Below are 20,057 nucleotides of genomic sequence, written 5' to 3'. Positions count from 1 at the left end.
AACGACAACATGCTTTCCAAAACGGTTCACGCGAAATTAAACACCCTGTCGCGTTCCACGAACGAGCTCTTTAGCGACGGCTTCGAGCGCGTGCGCGGCCTCAGCCTGATCGAGGTACGCGACCTGATCCGCTTCGCGCGGCGCCGCCTGCGCGAGGAAATGCTGCCGCAGGTCGCCGGCAGCCTCACCTTTACGACGACGCTGGCGCTGGTGCCCCTGCTGACGATCGTACTGGCCATTTTTACCACGTTTCCGATCTTCGGTCAGCTCCGTACGGCCCTGGAAACGTATTTCGCACAGGCCCTGATCCCGCGCGCCATCTCGAACACGATCATCGCCAACCTGACGCAATTTGCCGACAAGGCCAAGGGCCTGTCCGCCCTCGGCGCCGTCGTGCTGCTGTTCACGACGACGGCGATGATGGGCATGATCGAGCGCGTCTTCAACCAGATCTGGCGTGTGCGGCGGCCGCGCCCGCTGATGCAGCGCGTGCTCACCTACTGGGCCCTGATCACGCTCGGCCCCTTGCTGTTCGGCCTGTCGATCAGCCTCACGGCCCAGCTGTTCACGGCGACCGGCGGCGTGACCAGGGCGCTTCCTTTCGTCGGCGCGATCCTGGCGACGCTGGCCTCGGTCGCGCTCACCACCGGCGCCTATACCCTGCTATACGTGGCCGTGCCGAACCGCCATGTCGACTGGCGCGACGCCCTGTGGGGCGCGCTGGCGGCGGCGATCGCCTTCGAGCTGGCCAAGCGCCTGTTCGCCCTGTTCATCCGCCAGTTTCCGACCTACGCCATCATCTACGGCGCCCTCGCCGCGCTGCCGCTGTTCCTGCTGTGGATGTACCTGTCCTGGCTGATCACGCTGCTGGGCGCGGTGGTGGCGGCCGCCTTGCCGGTGGTGCGCTACGAGCGCTGGTGGCATGTGCCGGCGCCGGGCGGCGCCTTTGTCGACGCCATGGCCGTGCTCAAGGTGCTGCACGGCGGGGCGCATGCGACCGGCTCGGCCCTGGTGTCGGCGAACGCGATCCGGCGCCATACGCGCATCGGTTACGACGAACTGAGCGTGCTGCTCGAGGGGATGGTGGCGGCCGGCTGGGTCGGACGGGTGCAGCGCGAGGCGGGGCCGCAAGGCTGGGGCGCGGCCGGGCGCGCGGGGGCCGAGGATTGGGTGCTGCTGGCCGACCCCGGCCTGCTGCGGGTGGCGGACGTGTACCGCTTGTTCGTGTTCGGCGGGGCCGCGGCGACGCTGGCGCCGAACGCGCAGCAGGTGGCGGGCTCGCGCCTGTCGCTCGATACCGAGGCGCTGGCGCGGCAGGTGGAAGCGGCGGTGGCGCAGGGGTTGGAGCAGACCATCGCCAGCTATTTCGCCGGCCATTGAACCCATAGGGGTGAGCGATGCCAATGGCATCGTTCACCCCACGACATCAGAAACTCAGCTTCCCCGTCAGCATCTGCCAGTACATCACCCAGTCCGCCTTGAACGACAGCCAGGGCTGCGCGAAGGTCGCCGGCTTGTTGTGCTCGTAGAAGAAATGCCCGATCCAGGCCCCGCCATAGCCGAACACGAGGGCGACCAGCACCCACCAGGCGTTGCCGGTGACGACTGCCGTGGCGATCGCCAGCAGCGCGCCGGAGCTGCCGATGAAGTGCGTGCGCCGGCAGCGGCGGTCGGCGTGCTGGGTGAGGTAATAGGGATAGAACTCGTCGAAACTCATGCCGTCGTCTCCTGTTTCAATGTGCTTGTGAACGCCGCCAGCGCGTCCAGCATCGCGTCGGGCTGCTCGCTCATCAGGGAATGGCCGGCGTCGACCTGCACCACCTTGCCGTGGGCCATCGCACTCGTCAACGCCTCCGTCGAGCGGGCCGGGGTCATCATGTCCTTGCTGCCGAAGATGAACAGCACTGGACAGCGCACGGCCGCTGCAGCTGCTTCGCCATTGGCATAGGCGTTACAGGCCGAGAAGTCCTTGTGGAAGAGCTGCTGCGGATTGAGCGCCGACATGCGCTGCATCAGGCGCCGCGCGCCGCCCATCACAGAGAAGCCCGGCCCCGGACTGGAGGGCTTGTGGGCCCAGGTCGAATGCGACCAGATGTTGACCATGTCGATGGCCATGCCCTCGTCGTCGCGCGCGGTGGCGAGCAGGGTGTCGGAGACCTTCATCGGATAGGTGGTGCCGAGCATGGCCAGGGCGCGCACCTTGCCCGGCGCGCGATGGGCCGCTTCCAGCGATACCAGCGAACCCATGCTGTGGCCGACGAGGACGGCCTGGGCGACGCCGGCGGCATCGAGCACAGCCAGCAGCCAGTCCGCCATCGCCTCCACCGTCGCCAGGGCCGGGCCGGCGCTGCGCCCGTGGCCGGGCAGGTCGACGGCGAGCACGCCGTAGCCATGGTGCGCGAACCAGCGCGACTGCAGGCCCCAGACGGAGTGGTCGTTCTGGGCGCCGTGGATGAAGACGACGGTCGGCAGCGCCGCGTCGAAGGGCTTGCCGCCGCTGTAGCAATAGGCTGCCTTCCCTGCGATATCGAAGATCATGTTCAGGCTCCCTTCTGCGACAGTTTGAGGGCGCGGCCCAGGTCTTCGATCAGGTCGTCCGCGTCTTCCAGGCCGACCGAGAGGCGCATCGTGCCTTCGGTGATGCCGCTCGCCGCCAGCTGCTCGGGCGGCACGCGGAAGTGGGTGGTCGAGGCCGGGTGGATGACGAGCGACTTGGCGTCGCCCACGTTCGCCAGGTGCGAAAACACTTTCAAGGCATCGACGAAGCGCCGGCCGGCGGCGCGGTCGCCTTTCAGGTTGAAGGTGAAGACGGCGCCGCAGCCTTTCGGCAGCAGGCTCCTGGCGAGCGCATGGTCGGGATGGCTCTCGAGTTCAGGATAGGAGACCGAGGCGACGGCCGGATGCGCCAGCAGGAAGTCGATCACGCGGCGCGTGTTGGCGACGTGGCGATCCATGCGCAGGCCGAGCGTTTCGATCCCCTGCAGCACGGCGAAGGCGTTGTGGGGACTCATCACGGCGCCGAAGTCGCGCAGTCCTTCGCGCCGGGCGCGCAGGGCAAAGGCGCCGACGGTCGACTCTTCCGCGAACACCATGCCGTGGAATCCCTCGTAGGGTTCGCACAGTTCGCCGAAGCGGCCGCTGCGCGCGTAGGCGCCTTGCCAGTCGAAGGTGCCGCCGTCGACCAGCAGGCCGCCGATCGCCGTGCCGTGCCCGCACAGGAACTTGGTGGCGGAATGGAAGACCAGATCCGCGCCCAGGTCGAAGGGACGCTGGAGGTAGGGCGTGGTGAAGGTGGCGTCGACCATCAGCGGCAGGTCGTGTTCGTGCGCAAGCGCGGCGATGCGCGGGATGTCGAGCACGTCCAGGCCCGGATTGCCGAGGGTCTCGCCGAACAGCACTTTGGTCTCCGGCCGGATCGCGGCGCGCCAGGCGTCGAGGTCGCGCGGATCGACGAAGCTCGTCTCGATGCCGAAGCGCTTCAGCGTATAAGCCAGCAGGTTGTGCGAGCCGCCGTAGAGCGCGCGCGAGGCGACGATGTGCGAGCCGGCGCCGGCGATGGTCGACAGGCCCAAGTGCATCGCCGCCTGGCCGCTGGCGGTGGCGATGCCGGCCACGCCGCCTTCCAGCGCCGCGATGCGTTCTTCCAGCACCGCATTGGTCGGGTTCGAGATGCGCGAATAGACATGGCCGCTGCGTTCCATGTTGAACAGCGAGGCGGCGTGGTCGGAGTCGCGAAAGGCGAAGGAAGAGGTGAAGTGGATGGGTGTGGCGCGTGCGCCGGTGGCCGGGTCGGGCGCTGCGCCCGCGTGCAGCGACAGGGTGTCGAAGCCGGGGTATCGTGGACCGCTCATGGTGTCTCCCTTTGGGATTATCAGGAAATAATTATGGGCGGCATCGTAGCATTCTTTCACTGCTGCGCAAGCGAAGGCGGGGCTAGTCCGCGGTTCTCTCCCTCGGTAACTGGATTTTCTGCTAGGCTTAGGCTACATTCGTGTTATGCCTTAGACAAAGAAATCGACTAGTGAATATTCCAACAGAAGCCGGGGTGGCTAATATGAAAGTTTCAGAAATCCTGCAGGTGAAGGGCAACATCCTCTACACGGTGACCCCTGAAACACTGCTCGCCGACGCGGTCAACACGATGTCGGAAAAGGACATCGGTTCCCTGGTGGTCATGGAGTATGGCGACCTCGTCGGGATGCTGACTTTCCGTGAAGTGATCAAGGTCTTGCATTCCAACGGCGGCGCCCTCGGCGCCGGCACCGTGCGCAAGCACATGGACGAGGCCCCGATCACGGTCACACCGGAAACCGAAGTCAACGAGGTGCGGCGCATGATGCTGGAAAAGCACGCGCGCTACCTGCCGGTGATGGACGCCAAGACGCTGCTGGGCGTGATCTCGTTCTACGACGTCGCGCGCGCGGTGCTGGAGGCGCAGAGTTTCGAGAACCGGATGCTGAAGGCGTATATCAGGGATTGGCCGGCGGAGCAGGCGACCGAAGACTGAGGCTTTGCGTTACACCTTAACGTGATTCCATACACGTAGGGTGGGCGGGAGACCCGCCCACCCTACGGGTCTGCTCGGCGTTCCCGGCCGGAGACGGGTTATCAGGCGGCGTTCACTTGCCCCAGCCACTCCAGCAACGCCTGCGGCGACAGCGGCCGCGAGAACAGATACCCCTGCGCCAGCGGGCAACCCAGCGCATGCAGGATCTGGGCCTGGCGCTCGTCCTCGACCCCTTCCGCGATCACCGACAGGCCCAGGTTGCGCCCGAGCTGGATCACCATCTCGGCGATGCTGCTGCCGCGCGCGGATCCCGTGATTTCGCTGACGAAGGAGCGGTCGATCTTGAGGCGATCCACCTTCAGGCGCTGCAGGTGCGACAGCGAGGAAAAACCCGTACCGAAGTCGTCGATCGCGATCGAGACACCGGTGCGCTTGACCTCGGCCAGCATCTCGGCCAGCTGCTGAGGTTCTTCCATCGCCATCGATTCCGTGATTTCGAGTTCCACGTACTGCGGCGGCGCACCGGTGTCCTGCAGCGCGCGGCGCAGCACCTCGACAAACAGCGGGTGGCGGAACTGGGCCTGCGAGACGTTCACCGACATCGTGAAGTCGACGTGGCCGGCCGCGCGCAGGCGCATCAGTTCGGCGCAGGCTGCGCGCAGCACCCAGGCGCCGATTTCGACGATGAGGCCCGAGTGCTCGGCGATCGGAATGAAGCGGTCCGGCGGGATCATGCTGCCGTCCTGCTGGCGCCAGCGCAGCAGGGCTTCGGCGCCGAAGGGGCGATGGCTTGCCAGGTCGACCTGGGGTTGGTAAGCGAGGAACAGTTCGCCGCGCGCGACGCCGCTGCGCAGCGCATGCATCAGCCGCACGCGCTCGCGGATCTCGACGCCCATCCCGCGCGAAAAATAGAAGTGGGCGCCGCGCTGCTGGGTCTTCGCGCGTTTCAGGGCGATGTCGGCGTCTTTCAAGGCGTCGCCGCCGCTGCCTTCGTGTTCGGCCAGGCGCACCAGGCCCAGCGTGCTCGAGACCTGCAGCTGCTGGCCGTCGATTGCGAAGGGGGCGGCGAAGAGCGCGTGGATCGCCGCTGGTGTATTGAGCGCGCCCGGCCCCAGCACCGCGAAGATGTCGCCGCCGATGCGCGCCACCGTCAGGCGCGGGTCGAGCTGGCGCTGCAGGCGCCCGGCCACGGTGACGAGCAGCTCGTCGCCGAACTGGTGGCCGAGGGCGTCGTTGGTGTCGGCGAAATGGTCGAGGTCGACCAGGGTCAGCGTGGCATCGTCCGCGCTGCCGGCGGCCAGCGCCGCGTCGAGTTCCTCGACCAGGCGGGTACGGTTCGGCAGGCCGGTCAGGCGGTCGAAAAACGCCGCCGTGTTCAGGCGCCCGACCAGCTCGACATTGTCCAGGCCGACGGCGACGACGCTGGCGAACACGTGCAGCAGGCGCTTCTTGCCATCGCTGACGGGCTGCGCCAGCGGGATCGCCGCGCAGAAGTCGCGGCCCGATTTTCCGGGGAAGTACAGCGCCAGGCAGGTCGGGCCGAATTCGGGACGGCGCTCGGCCAGCGCGCGCCGCGCGGCGCCGGGCAGGAGCGCGTCCTGGCCGGGTTCGAGGGTGTGGCCTTCCAGGTGCAAGGCATCGCCGGCGGCGCCGAGCACGCGCAGGGCGCCGGACTCGCCCACGCAGAGTACGCCGGCCGCATCCTGGCCGAGCAGGGCGGCGGCCTGCTGCAGCACCGAGCGCGCCACGTCGCGCGCGCCGTGCAGGCGCATCAGTTCGGTGCCGGCATGGACGATGCGTTCGAGCCCGGCGCGCCCGACGCCGAGCGCGTGCAGCTGCTGGTAGGCGCGCACGGCGGCGGCCACCGTGGTGTACAGCTTGGTGCGGGTCAGTTCGGATTTGGTGCGGTAGTCGTTGATGTCGAGGTCGCGGATGGCTTCCATCTCGGGCGTGTAGCCCGGCTGGCCGGTGCGCAGGATGATGCGCACGTCGCGCATGCCGAGCGATTCGCGGATGTGGCGCACCAGGTGGAGGCCGGCGTCGGGCTGTTCCATGACGACGTCGAGCAGGATCACGGCGATGTCGGGCTCGCGCGCCAGCAGGGCGCGCGCCGCGTGCGCCGAATAGGCGTGCAGGAATTCCAGCGGCCGCTCCTGCACTTCGAGGCCGGCGAGGGCGAAGGTGGTCGTCGAATGGACGTCGGCATCGTCGTCGACGATCAGGATGCGCCAGCCGGGCCGGCTGTCGCGGGACTGGGCGAGCGGGGCCTCGTCCAGGAAAACCAGGTCGTCGTGCATGGGTGCGGCGACGCGGGGCGTCATCGATGCGGGCATGATTGGTGCGTCTCCAGGCCTATTCTCGGCATTTCTTACCCGTGGAGTATAGCGGACAATACTGAACGTACGGGGTCAAAACATGTTCTTGTAGGAAAATATATATCCACAAGGAAACGAGCCGGGGCTGGTGGCGAGAAAATCCCGCCTCCCGCCGGCCGCCGCGCGGGCTGGTAGAATGGCTTTTTTGCACTTCGATGATGACGCCCATGTCTGGTAATTCCTTCGGTAAGCTGTTCTCTGTCACCACCTTCGGCGAGTCGCACGGCCCCGCGATCGGCTGCGTCATCGACGGCTGCCCGCCGGGCATGGCCTTGTCCGAGGCCGACATCCAGCCCGAGCTCGACCGCCGCAAGCCCGGCACCTCGCGCCACGTGACCCAGCGCCAGGAAGGCGACCGCGTCCAGATCCTGTCCGGCGTGTACGAGGGCGTCACCACCGGCACGCCGATCGCGCTCCTGATCCCGAACGAAGACCAGCGCAGCAAGGACTACGGCAACATCGCCGAGACCTTCCGCCCGGGTCACGCCGACTATACCTACTGGCACAAATACGGCGTGCGCGATCCGCGCGGCGGCGGCCGCTCCTCGGCGCGCCTGACCGCGCCGGTGGTCGGCGCCGGCGCCGTGGCCAGGAAATGGCTGCGCGAGCGCTACGGCATCGCGTTTGCCGGCTGCATGCGCCAGCTGGGCGAGATCGTGGTGCCCTTCGGCGGCTGGGAACACGTCGCCAACAACCCCTTCTTCGCCGCCACCGATGACGCGGCCCTGCTGGCGCGCATGGAAGCCTACATGGACGACCTGCGCCGCGCCGGCGACTCGATCGGCGCGCGCATCGACGTCGTCGCCACTGGCGTGCCGGTGGGCTTCGGCCAGCCGATCTACGACAAGCTCGACGCCGACATCGCCTACGCGATGATGGGGATTAACGCGGTGAAGGGAGTCGAGATCGGGGCCGGCTTCGCGGCCGTGGCGCAGAAGGGTTCCGAGGACGGCGACGAACTCACGCCCGAAGGCTTCGTCGGCAACCAGGCCGGCGGGGTGCTGGGCGGGATCTCGACCGGACAGGACATCACGGTCTCGCTGGCGATCAAGCCGACCTCCTCGATCCGCGTGCCGCGCCGCTCGATCGACAAGGCGGGCAACCCGGCCACGGTCGAAACCTTCGGCCGCCACGACCCGTGCGTGGGCATCCGCGCCACGCCGATCGCCGAGGCGATGCTGGCCCTGGTGCTGATCGACCACGCGCTGATGCAGCGCGCGCAATGCGGCGACGTACGCGTCGATACGCCTAGAATTTAAAAAGTAGGGTGGACGGCTGCGCCGTCCACGCGCGCCTACCTTCGGCTCAGGCGCTCTTCGCCGTGTGCTCCGGCTGGGCGCGCCGTTCGAGCGTGTTCACCACCAGCGTGCGCAGGTCGTTCAGCAGCGCGAACTCGGTCTGGCTCAGGCTCACCGAAGGGAAGCTGTCGTCCCAGTCGCCATAGATGAAGCCGACCGGCTGGCCGTTCATGCACATCGGGATCACGACGAAGCAGCGCGCTTCCGACAGCGTGCCGCGCCACCAGCCGGGCAGCTTGGCGGCGAACTTCGGATCGCGCGCGTTCTCGATGAAGATCACGCGGTCGCTGGTGAGCGAGGCGTGGAACACGTCGGCCTCGTAGGCATCCTCGAAAGACAGGTTCGGAATCAGGGCCTTGGCGCCGTCGCCGAAGCCCATGCGCGCCAGGTATTTGCCCTCGCGCCGGTTGCGCAGGAAGGCAAAGGCGCGCGTAAAGGAGAGGCCCTGGTAGATGGTTTCCAGCGCCATCGACATCATCTGGCCCGGATTGGCGGCGCCCCCGGCGTCGCGCATGTCGGCCACGCCGCTCATCAGGATACGGTTGCCGGCTTCGCGCTTGCGGGTGGCCGCCTGGCCCTTGGCATCGGCCTGGGCGCGCTTTTCCTGCGACTTGGCCAGCGGCGCGATGGTGAGATCGGCCTGGGCGTCGACCTTCGCCTTGCCGATGGCGACCATCACCTTCTCGGGTTCGACGCCCAGCATCGGCGCAAAGGCCGCGGCCAGTTCGGCCACTTCGGCGGCACCGGCTTCGTCGTCGTTCCAGAGCGAGCTGGCGCAGCGGGTCGACATGGTGCCGAGCGCGGCCAGCCAGTCGTCGTGGCCGAAGCCGTCTTCGCGATCGCCCGGCTCGAGCGTGCGCATGCCGGCCACCAGGTTGCGCGGCAAGCCCCAGTGTTCGGCGGTGGCGCGGCCCAGCTCTTCGAGCGAGAGGCCGAGCACGTCGAACGCGGCCGCGCCTTCGAAGCCGGCGCCGGCTTGCGCCTGCATCTGGCTCCAGCGCTCCGGCATGTAGAAGGTGACCATCATCCGGCCGAGCGAGTGCAGGATCGAGCAGACCACGGCTTCCTCGGGGTCGCGCGTGGCGGCACTGGCGGCCACCTGCTGGGCCACCATCCCGGCCAGCACGGCCTTTTCCATTTCGACGTGGGCGTGCGCCGAATCCGGCGTGCTCTTGGAGAGTTCCTCGATCAGCTTCAGGCCCAGCGCCAGGTGGCCGATGGCCTCGGTGCCCAGCACCAGCACGGCCTTCGAGACCGTGTTGATGCGCTGGCCGAAGGCGGAATACATGCCGCTGTTGGCGAGCCGCAGTACCTTCTGGGTGAGCACGGGATCGGACAGCACGGTCTGGGTCATCGAGAATTCGCGCTCGTCTTCGCCGCGCATCGAGGCCAGGATGGCGTTGATGGCGCGCGTGAAGCCTGGCATGTCGCCCTGGCGGCGGATGCGTTCCCACAACAGCGCGAGAGTGGCCTTGGCCTGGGGCCCGTGTTCGTTCGTGGCTGGCGTCATGGTGTGGTGCCTTGTCGGTCTGGCGGCAACAAGGCCGTGTAATGGTTGTCCTGCAGGGCGGCCAGGGCCACGTGGGCCGGCATCGGCTTGCCGGTGAGGTAGCCCTGGATGTAGCGGCAGTCGCGCTGGCGCAGCCAGTCCAGCTGCTCCTCGGTCTCGACGCCCTCGGCCACCACCGACAGGTCGAGGTGGCGCGCCATGTCGAGCACGGCGCTGCAGATTGCCGCTTCCTTCGGCGCGTCGGGCAGATCCTTCACGAACGCGCGGTCGACTTTCAGCACCGAGATCGGGAAGCGCTTGAGGTAGGCCAGCGAGGAATAGCCGGTGCCGAAGTCGTCGATCGCGATGCGCGCGCCGCGGCCGGCCATCTTGCCAAGGATACTTTCCGCATGCTGCGGGTCGACCATCAGCGTGCCTTCGGTGATCTCCAGCACCAGCTTGTTGCCCGCCATGCCGGACAGCGTCAGAGCCTCGTCGAGCACGTCGAGGAATTTGTCGCTCCTGAACTGGCGCGGGCTGATGTTGACCGAGATGTAGAGCTCGCGCTTGGCCGCTTCCTCGAACTGCAGCAGCTGGGCGCAGGCCGAGCGCAGGGCCCAGGCGCCGAGCATGTTGATCAGGCCGTTGGTCTCGGCGATCGGAATGAAGCGCACCGGCGGCACCATGCCCAGGGTCGGGTGCTTCCAGCGCATCAGCGTCTCGAAGCCTTCGATCAGGCGCGTGCGCGCATCGACGATCGGCTGGTAGTAAAGCAGGAATTCGCCTTCGCGCACGGCCGAGAACATGGCCGCCTCGAGCGAGATGTCGTGCTGCGGCGGGCCCTGTTCGCGGGCGCTGTAGACGAGGGCGCGGCCCTTGCCGGTTTCCTTGGCGCGCGAGAGGGCGGCGTCGGCCAGCGCCAGCAGGCCGTGGTCGTCCTCGGCATGCTGGGGGTAGAGCGCGACGCCCACCGAGGCGCCCAGATAGATCGTGTGGCCTTCGAGTTCGAAGGGCGATTGCAGGGTCGCCAGCAGCCGTCCGGTGACGAGCTTGATCTGCGCTTCGGTGGCGGTGCCGGGCAGGATCACGACGAATTCGTCGCCGCCCACGCGCGCCAGCGTGTCGCTGTCGCGCATTGCCCGGCGCAGGCGGGTCGCGGCCTGGCGCAGCACCGCGTCGCCGACCGTGTGGCCCAGCCCGTCGTTGACCTTCTTGAAGCCGTCGATGCCGACCGTGGCCACCGCGAAGCCCTGGCCCGAGCGGCGCGCATTGGCCACCACCATGCGGATGCGGTCGGACAGCAGCACGCGGTTGGGCAGCTCGGTCAGCGCGTCGTGGGTCGCCATGTGGCGCAGGCGTTCCTCGGTGGCCAGCTGGGCGCTCATGTCGCGCCCGATCACGAGCAAGCCGTCGCCCTCGCCGAGAACGGCGATGCGCAGCTCGAAGGCGGCGAAACCGTCGCCGCAGCGCAGGCGCGCGCGTGCAAGGACGGGTTCAGCGGCGGCATTCGCGTCGACGATGGCGGTGCGCAGGGCGGCGCCGTCGAGTTCGTGCACGAAGGCAGTCAGCGGCAGGCCCTCGAGGGGCAGCTGCGCGCCCAGCAGGCGGCGTGTGCGTTGGCTGGCGGCGCGGATCTCGCCATTCGGGGCGATCCGGAAGGCGCAATCGCCGGCCGCCTCCAGCACGCTCTCTGGGCCATGCCCAGGCGCGGGACGCGGCTGGTCGAGCGGCATGGCGACGGAAGTGGAGCGCATTGTTGAAATATCTGCCTTATTGCTGGCACCCGGAACAGGTGGCACCGGGCGAGTTTAACAAACCACGGGCCACCTTATCACTGAAAAATTCCAAGGGGCATTAAAAAACATCGGCGCTGAGGCCATCGATGGCTTCGTTTGACGAATCTCAGTACGCCTTGCCTGACGCGACGCTTTGCGCTAGCCTGTTGCCGGATCGCTAACAGGCGGCGTCAATACAAAACCGCCATTGTGGCTGAAACGTTGCATCGAAGAAAGCCCTAACTGAGGAGTCAGGGCGAATCCGATGCTTCCCCGCAACATTATAGACCAGCATGCGCCCGAGGGTGAGGAGCCGCCATGAACCAGTTCGACACGCACGACGTCTTCAACCAGGCGCCGCCCTTCGGCGACGTCAACCTGCTGCGCTGCGATCCGGCCCTGCGGGAAGGGCTGGCGCGCGAAGGCGCGGCCTGGGCCGGCGATACGCTCGACGCCCTCGGCGCGCGCCTCGGCCGTTTCGAGGTGCTCGACCTGGCGCGCCTGGCGAACGCCAACGGCCCGCGCCTGACCGCGTTCGACCGCAGCGGGCACCGTGTGGACGAGGTCGAGTTCCATCCGGCCTGGCACGAACTGATGGGGATGATGATCGGCGCCGGCGCCCACAGCGCGCCCTGGCGCGATCCGCGTCCCGGCGCCCAGGTGGCGCGTGCCGCCGCCTACCTGCTGTTCGGCCAGGTCGAGAACGGCGCCCAGTGTCCGGTGACGATGACCTATGCCAGCGTGCCGGCGCTGTGCCGCGCAGGCCGGCTGGGCGAGCGCTGGCTGCCGAAGATCCTCTCCAACGAGTACGATCCGCGCTCGCTGCCGATCGAACACAAGCGCGGCGCCCTGATCGGCATGGGCATGACCGAGAAGCAGGGCGGCACCGACGTGCGCGCCAACACCACCCGCGCTCGCGAGCTCCTGCCTTCCGAGGCGCGGGCGCGCTTCGGCGAAGAGGGCGAGGGCGCCTGGGCCATTGTCGGCCACAAGTGGTTTTTCTCGGCGCCGCAGTCGGACGCACACCTGATCCTGGCCCAGACCGATGAAGCCGGCAGCGGAGGCCTGTCCTGCTTCTTCGTACCGCGCTACCTGCCCGACGGCAGCCGCAACGCGATCCGCGTGCAGCGCCTGAAGGACAAACTCGGCAACCGCTCGAACGCCTCGTCGGAGGTCGAGTTCCACGACGCCGTCGGCTGGCTGGTGGGCGAGGTCGGGCGAGGCATTCCGACCATCCTCGAAATGGGCAGCCACACCCGCCTGGACTGTGTGGTCGGCACGGCCGGCATCATGCGCGCCGCGCTCTGCCATGCGCTGCACCACGCGCGCGGGCGCGCCGCTTTCGGCAAGCCGCTGGCCCAGCAGCCGCTGATGCGCAACGTGCTGGCCGACCTTGCGCTCGAATCGGAAGCAGCCACCGCTTTCGCGCTGCGCCTGGCGCGCTGCTTCGACCGCCCCGAGGATCCGATCGAGGCCGCGCTGGGCCGCATCCTGACCCCGGCCGGCAAGTACTGGCTGTGCAAGCGCGGCCCAGGCTTCGGCGCCGAAGCGATGGAGGTCATGGGCGGCAACGGCTATGTCGAGGACGGCCCGCTGGCGCGCCTGTACCGCGAATTCCCCGTCAACTCGATCTGGGAAGGCTCGGGCAACGTGATGTGCCTGGACGTGCTGCGCGCGCTCGGCAAGGCGCCGGAAGCGGCGCGCGCCGCACTCGAGGCCGAACTGGCGCCGGCGGCCGCGCTGGACGCGCGCTTCGCGGACTATGTGCGCCAGCTCGGCCGCGACATGTCGGACACCGGTGAAGAGGGCGCGCGCCGCCTGGCCGAGCGCCTCGTGATCGCAGTGCAGGGTGCGCTGCTGCTGCGCCATGCGCCGCCCTTCGTGGCCGAGGCTTTCGTCGCATCGCGCATCGCCCAGGACGTGGGCGGCGCCTTCGGCCGCCTGCCTCCAGGCACCGACTTCGACGCGATCCTGGCGCGTGCCCTCGTCGTCTAGCAGTTTATTTCTACGCCAAGGGCGCGACAAAACCGCGCTTGGCTGGGATAATGGCGGGTTACGAGCCTCAACCACAGAATATTTTTTATGTCGACCATGAAACAAGACCCGCGCTTTCCCAGCCTGTACATCACGAACCACCCGCTGATCCAGCACAAGCTGTCGCACATGCGCGAGCACGACACCTCGACCCGTACCTTCCGCGAGCTGCTCAAGGAAATCACGCTGCTGATGGGCTACGAGATCACGCGCGACCTGCCGCTGACCACGCGCCCGATCCAGACGCCGCTGGTCACCATCGACGCGCCCGTCATCGCGGGCAAGAAGCTGGCCATCGTGCCGATCCTGCGCGCCGGCATCGGCATGAGCGACGGCCTGCTGGAGCTGGTGCCGTCGGCGCGCGTCGGCCACATCGGCGTCTACCGCGACCCGGACACCCACGAGCCGGTCGAATACCTGGTGCGCCTGCCGGACACCGCCGAGCGCACCTTCATCCTGTGCGATCCGATGGTCGCCACCGGCAACTCGGCGGTGCACGCCGTCGACGTGCTGAAAAAGCGCGGCGTGCGCGACGACCAGATCATCTTCCTGGCCCTGGTCGCGGCGCCCGAAGGCGTCAAGGTCTTCCACGACAAGCACCCGGACGTGAAGCTGTACGTGGCCTCGCTCGACTCGCACCTGAACGAGCACGCCTATATCGTGCCGGGCCTGGGCGACGCCGGCGACCGCATCTTCGGTACCAAGTAAGCCGTGGCACGGACTGTCGATGCGGACTTCTTTGTCCGCTTGACGCAGGCGAACGCGGGCTTTCGCGCCGGCCTGCCGGCCACGCTGGCGCGCCTGCGCGCGGCCGGCGCCGGTTTCGATCCAGCCGCGCCGAGCGCGCCGCTGGCGGGCGAGCTGCAGTCGCTGCTGCACGCGCTGGCCGGCGCCGCCGTCACCTTCGGCTTTCGCGAGCTGGGGCAGGGCGCACGCGCGCTGGAGCAGCGCCTGCGTGTGCTGACCGCGTTCGAACTGGTCGGCGAAGACGACTGGCGCGCCTGGCTCGCCGAGCTGGACGAATTTGTCCGCACCGGCCTGGCGGCGCCGCCTCCGGCTTATCATAGCGCCGCGTTTTCGCTGTTGCCTTGAATTAAAATTCTAGCGTCGAGCCGTTTGATCCACCGCAAACTTGAAGACAGTCGATGACCTATATTGTCCGTACTGCCGATGTTGAAACAGGAACGCAGAAAGTTGATTCACAGCATTGTAAATCCGTAGGTTTTTTTATTTTGCGAAAATCGCTTGCGCGTGGGTTTATTCGGTATAATACGGGATCGTTGGGTTCGAGCTAGTAGTGCAGTCTGTCTGTCATTTCTTTCTTGCTTCTTCAAACGATCATAAACGGGCGCAAGCCCACTTAACTGAAATAGGAAATTGTAATGGCAACTGGCATCGTTAAATGGTTCAATGACTCGAAGGGCTTCGGCTTCATCACCCCTGATGAAGGCGGCGAAGATCTGTTCGCGCACTTCTCGGCTATCCAGAGCCAAGGCTTCAAGTCCCTGCAAGAGAACCAGCGCGTCTCGTTCGACGTGACCTCGGGTCCTAAGGGCAAACAAGCATCGAACATCCAGCCGCTGTAATTTTAGCGACTGTATTACGATGAAAAAATCCTCGGCATGCCGAGGATTTTTTTTCGTCCATCGTTCCGGAATCTTGCCGTAAACCGGGTGTAAGACTGCGACGGCACAGCCGTTTCGAAGCGCTGAAATCAGGCTTCCGCGCGCTGTTCAATTTCTTTCCGCCAGTAATTTGGTTGCGCATAAGCACGCCGCAGAAAATCGACAAAGGCGCGTATGCGCAGCGGCAAATGACGCCGTTGGGCGAATACCGCGTAGACATCGTTGCCTGGCGCAGCATAATCGTCGAGCACTGTCACCAGTCGTCCGGCTTCGATTTGCGCACCGACTTCCCACATCGAGCGCCAGGCCAGTCCCTTGCCGTCCAGCGCCCAGTCATGCAGCACCTCGCCGTCGTTGCACACCATATTGCCCGCTACTTTCAGCGTTACCGTCTTGTGGCCGTCGCGGAAAGTCCAGCCGCGCTGGCTCCCTTCGCTGCTGATCGCCAGGCAGTTGTGGCGCGCCAGCTCGGCCAGCGTGCGCGGCGTCCCGTGCCGCTTCAGGTAAGCGGGACTGGCCACCACCACGCGCGCATTGTCCGCCAGCTTGACGCCGACCAGGTTCGAGTCGCCCAGGCTGGCAATGCGGATGGCCACGTCGACTCCTTCGCCGACCACGTCGACGACGCGGTCGTTCAGGTTCAGGTTGACCGTCACCTCGCGGTGCTCGGCAAGAAAAGAGGGCAGCAGCGGCCCCACGTGCTGGCGGCCGAAGCCGGCCGGCGCCGACACCAGCAAGTGTCCCTTGGCGTGCGCGCTGCGCTCGGAGACGGCCGCTTCCGCTTCTTCCATCTCGGCCAGGATACGCTGGCAATCTTCGAGAAAAGCCGCGCCCTCGTCGGTGAGGGCCAGGCGCCGCGTCGTGCGTTGCAGCAGCTTGACACCGAGCCGGGCTTCCAGCGCGTCGAGGCGGCGCCCGATCATGGCCGGCGCGATGCCCTCGGCCCGCGCCGCCGCCGACAGGCTGCCGCGCGCCACCACCTCGACGAAGGTCGAGATCTCCCTGAACTTAGCCAAATCTGCTTCCTCTCGCCAGCCATTCATCACATTTACGCACGAATGAAATGCGTAAATGTATCGTTTCACTATGTTTTGGTGAATATACTTGATGATATGACAAACGCCAAGCTGGCATATACTCCACCGTATTGGCGTTCCGCGTCCGCACGATCATTCATTTCCAAGAAGGAGCAGCACATGAGCATCGCCACCCCGCAAGGCCTGGAAATCAAGGCAGAGATCAAGCCCGGTTACGAACAGATCCTGACGCCCGAGGCGCTCGAACTGGTCGCGATGCTGACCCGCCGGTTCGAGCCGCGCCGCCAGGAACTGCTGGCCGCCCGCGTCGAGCGCGCCAAGCGCCTCGATGCAGGCGAGCGTCCGGACTTCCTGCCGGAGACGAAGCACATCCGCGAGGGCGACTGGACAATTTCTCCGATCCCGCAGGCACTGGAGTGCCGCCGCGTCGAGATCACCGGCCCGGTCGAGCGCAAGATGGTCATCAACGCCCTGAACTCGGGCGCCGACAGCTACATGACCGATTTTGAGGATTCGAACGCGCCCAATTGGGACAACCAGATCACCGGCCAGATCAACATGGTCGACGCCGTCCGCCGCACCATCTCGCTCGAACAGAACGGCAAGCGCTACAAGCTCAACGACAAGGTCGCGACCCTGGTCGTGCGTCCACGCGGCTGGCACCTGGACGAGAAGCACGTGCTGGTCGACGGAAAGCGCGTCTCGGGCGGCATTTTCGACTTTGCCCTGTTCATGTTCCACAACGCGAAAGAGCAGCTGGCGCGCGGCGCCGGCCCGTACTTCTACCTGCCGAAGATGGAATCGCACCTGGAGGCGCGCCTCTGGAACGACATCTTCATCGCCACCCAGGAAGCGCTCGGCCTGCCGCGCGGCACGGTCAAGGCGACGGTGCTGATCGAAACCATCCTGGCCGCCTTCGAGATGGACGAGATCCTGTACGAGCTGCGCGAACACAGCGCCGGCCTGAACGCGGGCCGCTGGGATTACATTTTCTCCTGCATCAAGAAGTTCAAGCTGGACAAGGATTTCTGCCTGGCCGATCGGCCCAAGGTCACGATGACCTCGCCCTTCATGCGCGCCTATGCCTTGCTCCTGCTGCAGACCTGCCACAAGCGCGGCGCGCCGGCGATCGGCGGCATGGCCGCCCTCATTCCGATCAAGAACGATCCGGAGAAGAACGAGACCGCGATGGCCGGCGTGCGTGCCGACAAGGCCCGCGACGCCACGGACGGCTACGACGGCGGCTGGGTCGCCCACCCGGGCCTGGTCGAACTGGCGATGACGGAATTCACGAAAGTACTCGGCGACAAGCCGAACCAGATCGACAAGCAGCGTCCGGACGTGGAAGTGACGGCCGCCCAGCTGCTCGACTTCAAGCCGGAAACCCCGATCACGGAAGCGGGCCTGCGCTACAACATCAACGTCGGCATCCACTACCTGGGCGCCTGGCTGGCCGGTAACGGCTGCGTGCCGATCCACAATTTGATGGAAGACGCGGCCACGGCCGAGATCAGCCGCTCCCAGGTCTGGCAATGGATCCGCTCGCCGAAGGGCGTGCTCGAGGACGGACGCAAGGTGACGGCGGAGATGGTGCGCGCCATGATCCCGGAAGAACTGGCGAACGCGAAAGCGGCCGCACCGAACGGCGACAACCCGAGCTATGCACGTGCCGCCGAGATCTTCGAGGAAATGTCGACCTCGGAACAGTTCGCGGAATTCCTGACCTTGCCGCTGTACGAGGAAATCTGAGCGCCGCGTAATTCCTGAAGCGGCGCCGTCACGATCGACGGCGCCGTTTTCAATTCAAAAAACGTTCTTCCACTCCCGCAGCGCGGCAAAGGCCTCAACCGGCGCCGCCCCGTCCTGCAACTTGCCGGCCGCGACCAGCGAATCCACGATTTCCGGCTCCCGGTAGCGCAAAAACGGATTCGTGCGCCGCTCCAGGCCGATGCTCGACGGCACCGTCGGCAGTTCGGCTGCGCGCTTGGCGCTCTCGTCGCGCATGCGCAATGCCAGCGCCGCATTCCCCGGCTCCACGGCCAGCGCAAAGCGCAGGTTCGACAGCGTATATTCGTGTGCGCAATAGACTTCCGTATCCTCGGGCAGGCCCGCCAGCTTTTCGAGCGAGGCCGCCATCTGCGCCGGCGTGCCCTCGAACAGGCGGCCGCAGCCGCCCGCGAACAGGGTGTCGCCGCAGAACAGCCAGTGCAGGCCTGGCGTCTTGCGCACATAGGCGATGTGGCCCAGCGTATGGCCGGGCACATCGAGCACCGCCAGTTCCAGGTTCAGGCCGGGCACCGCCACGACATCGCCTTCGCCCAGCGGCTCGCTGACGGCCTCGATGCCGTCCGCGCGCGGGCCGAACACCGGCACCGGGAAGCGCGCGCGGAGCGTCGCCACGCCACCAATGTGGTCAGCATGGTGATGGGTGAGTAGAATGGCGGTGAGCGTGAGGCCGTGTTCGTCGAGCGCGGCCAGGATGGGGGCCGCATCGCCGGGATCGACCACCGCGGCGTGGAGACCGTCATGGATCAACCAAAGATAATTATCCTTGAACGCCGGCACGGTCAAGACACTCAAATCGTTGTGGCCGGGAGTATCGTCGTTGGGTTCTGGTCTGGTTAGCATGGTTCGTATGAGAGGGTGGCATGGATAGCGCTGCGTCCGAAAAATCCATTATAGCGCTCGACGAATGGCTGCTTTCTCCGGCAGGCGCCTACGTGCGCGCCTTCGAGCAGGCCTGCCTCGACGAGCTTACTGCCGACATCTTCGGCTACAACGCGGTGCAGATCGGCGTGCCGCAGATCGACGCGCTGGCCGCCAACCGCATGCCGAACAAGTGGCAGGCCGCAACGCGCACCTCGACCGCCGACGAGCTGGAATTCGCCGCCAAGGGCAAGCAGATCGCTGTCGCGCTCGATTTCGCCGAGCTCCCGTTCGCTTCGCAAAGCCTCGACCTGGTCGTGCTGCCGCACGTGCTCGAATTCGCCGCCGAGCCGCACCAGGTCTTGCGCGAGGTCGAGCGCGTGCTGATTCCCGAAGGGCAGGTGATCATCTGCGGCTTCAATCCGGCCAGCCTGTGGGGCCTGCGCCAGGGCATCGGCAAGGTCACGCGCAGTGGCTACCTGCCGGCGGCAGGCGAATTCATCTCTATGCCCCGCATGAAAGACTGGTTAAAATTGTTGAATCTTGGCGTCTCGCGCAGCCATTTCGGCTGTTATGCGCCACCGTTTCGCACGGCCCAGTGGATCAACCGCTTCGCGGTGATGGAAGGGGCGGGGCAGAAGTGGTGGCCCTACCTGGGCGCCGTCTACATCGTGCACGCGGTCAAGCGTGTGAAGGGCATGCACCTGATCGGCCCGGCGTGGAACAAGAAAACGAGCCGGGCGCCGCAGGCGGTGCCCGCGACGAATCGCGAATAATTCATAGAACAACGAATCAAGGAAAGACCCGGCGGCATGACGAAAGTGGAAATTTTTACCGATGGCGCCTGCAAGGGCAATCCCGGAGCGGGCGGATGGGGTGCGCTCCTGGTTGCTGACGGTCACGAGAAGGAGATCTTCGGCGGCGAGCCGAACACGACCAACAACCGCATGGAACTGAAGGCCGTGATCGAGGCTCTGGGCGTGCTGAACCGTCCCTGCGAAGTCGTGCTGCACACCGATAGCCAGTACGTGCAGAAGGGCATCTCGGAATGGATCCACGGCTGGAAGGCGCGCGGCTGGAAGACGGCGGCGAAGGAGCCGGTCAAGAACGACGACCTGTGGAAAGCCCTCGACCTGGCCCAGCAACAGCACGCCGTCGAATGGCGCTGGGTGCGCGGTCACAACGGCCATCCCGGCAACGAACGCGCCGACGTGCTGGCGAACCGCGGTGTAGCGACGCTGCGACGCTGACGGTCGCAGGCATACGCTATA

18 protein-coding genes are annotated in these 20,057 nt (G+C 66.4%); 10 read left to right on the top strand and 8 right to left on the bottom strand.

What is annotated here, in order from left to right; genetic code table 11:
- Positions 1-9: 9 nt before the first annotated feature.
- Complete coding sequence (locus ASF77_RS06440; RefSeq protein WP_056336058.1) at positions 10-1,380, top strand: YihY family inner membrane protein; 1,371 nt, start codon at positions 10-12, stop codon at positions 1,378-1,380.
- A gap of 46 nt (positions 1,381-1,426) precedes the next feature.
- Here the strand turns inward: ASF77_RS06440 and ASF77_RS06435 are convergent, their stop codons facing one another.
- The 3 genes from ASF77_RS06435 to ASF77_RS06425 are packed head-to-tail and all read right to left on the bottom strand — an operon-like array spanning position 1,427 to position 3,851.
- Positions 1,427-1,717: a DUF962 domain-containing protein gene (locus ASF77_RS06435; RefSeq protein ID WP_056336055.1), complete on the bottom strand. Its 291-nt coding sequence runs from the start codon at positions 1,715-1,717 to the stop codon at positions 1,427-1,429.
- Positions 1,714-2,538: an alpha/beta fold hydrolase gene (locus ASF77_RS06430; protein WP_056336052.1), complete on the bottom strand. Its 825-nt coding sequence runs from the start codon at positions 2,536-2,538 to the stop codon at positions 1,714-1,716. Before ASF77_RS06430 ends, ASF77_RS06435 begins: the two co-directional genes overlap by 4 nt.
- Positions 2,539-2,540: 2 nt before the next feature.
- On the bottom strand, positions 2,541-3,851 hold the full coding sequence (locus ASF77_RS06425; RefSeq protein ID WP_056336050.1) for an O-acetylhomoserine aminocarboxypropyltransferase: 1,311 nt from the start codon (positions 3,849-3,851) through the stop codon (positions 2,541-2,543).
- 203 nt (positions 3,852-4,054) lie between these two features.
- Here ASF77_RS06425 and ASF77_RS06420 point away from each other — a divergent pair, with 203 nt between their 5' ends.
- Positions 4,055-4,507, top strand: a complete 453-nt coding sequence (locus ASF77_RS06420; RefSeq protein ID WP_056336048.1) for a CBS domain-containing protein — start codon at positions 4,055-4,057, stop codon at positions 4,505-4,507.
- Positions 4,508-4,608: 101 nt separating this feature from the next.
- Here the strand turns inward: ASF77_RS06420 and ASF77_RS06415 are convergent, their stop codons facing one another.
- Positions 4,609-6,840 carry an EAL domain-containing protein gene (locus tag ASF77_RS06415; RefSeq protein WP_056336044.1) on the bottom strand — a complete coding sequence of 744 codons (2,232 nt, stop codon included), beginning with the start codon at positions 6,838-6,840 and terminating at the stop codon, positions 4,609-4,611.
- A gap of 209 nt (positions 6,841-7,049) precedes the next feature.
- Here ASF77_RS06415 and aroC point away from each other — a divergent pair, with 209 nt between their 5' ends.
- The gene (aroC, locus tag ASF77_RS06410; protein WP_056336500.1) at positions 7,050-8,141 is read left to right on the top strand and encodes a chorismate synthase; all 1,092 of its coding nucleotides are present in this window, start codon (positions 7,050-7,052) and stop codon (positions 8,139-8,141) included.
- A gap of 46 nt (positions 8,142-8,187) precedes the next feature.
- On the opposite strand, the gene ASF77_RS06405 is transcribed toward aroC, so the two are convergent.
- Positions 8,188-9,690: an HDOD domain-containing protein gene (locus ASF77_RS06405; protein WP_056336042.1), complete on the bottom strand. Its 1,503-nt coding sequence runs from the start codon at positions 9,688-9,690 to the stop codon at positions 8,188-8,190.
- Positions 9,687-11,423 (bottom strand): GGDEF domain-containing protein, encoded by a 1,737-nt coding sequence (locus ASF77_RS06400; RefSeq protein WP_082493588.1) that lies wholly within the window; start codon positions 11,421-11,423, stop codon positions 9,687-9,689. The genes ASF77_RS06405 and ASF77_RS06400 overlap by 4 nt, the downstream gene beginning before the upstream one ends.
- Before the next feature lie 339 nt (positions 11,424-11,762).
- On the opposite strand from ASF77_RS06400, the gene ASF77_RS06395 reads away from it, so the two are divergent.
- The 4 genes from ASF77_RS06395 (at position 11,763) to ASF77_RS06380 (ending at position 15,064) form a co-directional block, all read left to right on the top strand.
- Positions 11,763-13,439 carry an isovaleryl-CoA dehydrogenase gene (locus ASF77_RS06395; protein ID WP_056336036.1) on the top strand — a complete coding sequence of 559 codons (1,677 nt, stop codon included), beginning with the start codon at positions 11,763-11,765 and terminating at the stop codon, positions 13,437-13,439.
- A gap of 96 nt (positions 13,440-13,535) precedes the next feature.
- Positions 13,536-14,186: a uracil phosphoribosyltransferase gene (gene upp, locus ASF77_RS06390; RefSeq protein ID WP_056336497.1), complete on the top strand. Its 651-nt coding sequence runs from the start codon at positions 13,536-13,538 to the stop codon at positions 14,184-14,186.
- A gap of 3 nt (positions 14,187-14,189) precedes the next feature.
- Positions 14,190-14,570 carry an Hpt domain-containing protein gene (locus ASF77_RS06385; RefSeq protein ID WP_056336032.1) on the top strand — a complete coding sequence of 127 codons (381 nt, stop codon included), beginning with the start codon at positions 14,190-14,192 and terminating at the stop codon, positions 14,568-14,570.
- A 290-nt stretch (positions 14,571-14,860) separates the two neighbouring features.
- Positions 14,861-15,064, top strand: coding sequence for a cold-shock protein (locus ASF77_RS06380; protein WP_036166698.1), 204 nt, complete (start codon positions 14,861-14,863; stop codon positions 15,062-15,064).
- A 128-nt stretch (positions 15,065-15,192) separates the two neighbouring features.
- Here the strand turns inward: ASF77_RS06380 and ASF77_RS06375 are convergent, their stop codons facing one another.
- On the bottom strand, positions 15,193-16,119 hold the full coding sequence (locus ASF77_RS06375) for a LysR family transcriptional regulator (RefSeq protein ID WP_056336029.1): 927 nt from the start codon (positions 16,117-16,119) through the stop codon (positions 15,193-15,195).
- A 180-nt stretch (positions 16,120-16,299) separates the two neighbouring features.
- Here ASF77_RS06375 and aceB point away from each other — a divergent pair, with 180 nt between their 5' ends.
- Positions 16,300-17,889, top strand: a complete 1,590-nt coding sequence (gene aceB, locus ASF77_RS06370; RefSeq protein WP_056336027.1) for a malate synthase A — start codon at positions 16,300-16,302, stop codon at positions 17,887-17,889.
- Between the two features lie 54 nt (positions 17,890-17,943).
- Here the strand turns inward: aceB and gloB are convergent, their stop codons facing one another.
- Entirely contained in the window at positions 17,944-18,768 is an 825-nt protein-coding gene (gloB, locus tag ASF77_RS06365; protein WP_056336024.1) for a hydroxyacylglutathione hydrolase, read from the bottom strand.
- Positions 18,769-18,788: 20 nt separating this feature from the next.
- Here gloB and ASF77_RS06360 point away from each other — a divergent pair, with 20 nt between their 5' ends.
- Entirely contained in the window at positions 18,789-19,562 is a 774-nt protein-coding gene (locus tag ASF77_RS06360) for a class I SAM-dependent methyltransferase (RefSeq protein ID WP_056336021.1), read from the top strand.
- Positions 19,563-19,598: 36 nt separating this feature from the next.
- On the top strand, positions 19,599-20,036 hold the full coding sequence (gene rnhA, locus ASF77_RS06355) for a ribonuclease HI (RefSeq protein ID WP_056336018.1): 438 nt from the start codon (positions 19,599-19,601) through the stop codon (positions 20,034-20,036).
- The last annotated feature ends 21 nt before the right edge of the window (positions 20,037-20,057 follow it).

This window comes from Massilia sp. Leaf139, assembly GCF_001424165.1.
In the GTDB taxonomy this organism is placed as follows: Bacteria; Pseudomonadota; Gammaproteobacteria; order Burkholderiales; family Burkholderiaceae_D; genus Telluria.
This window is presented reverse-complemented; position numbering and strand designations above follow the sequence as displayed.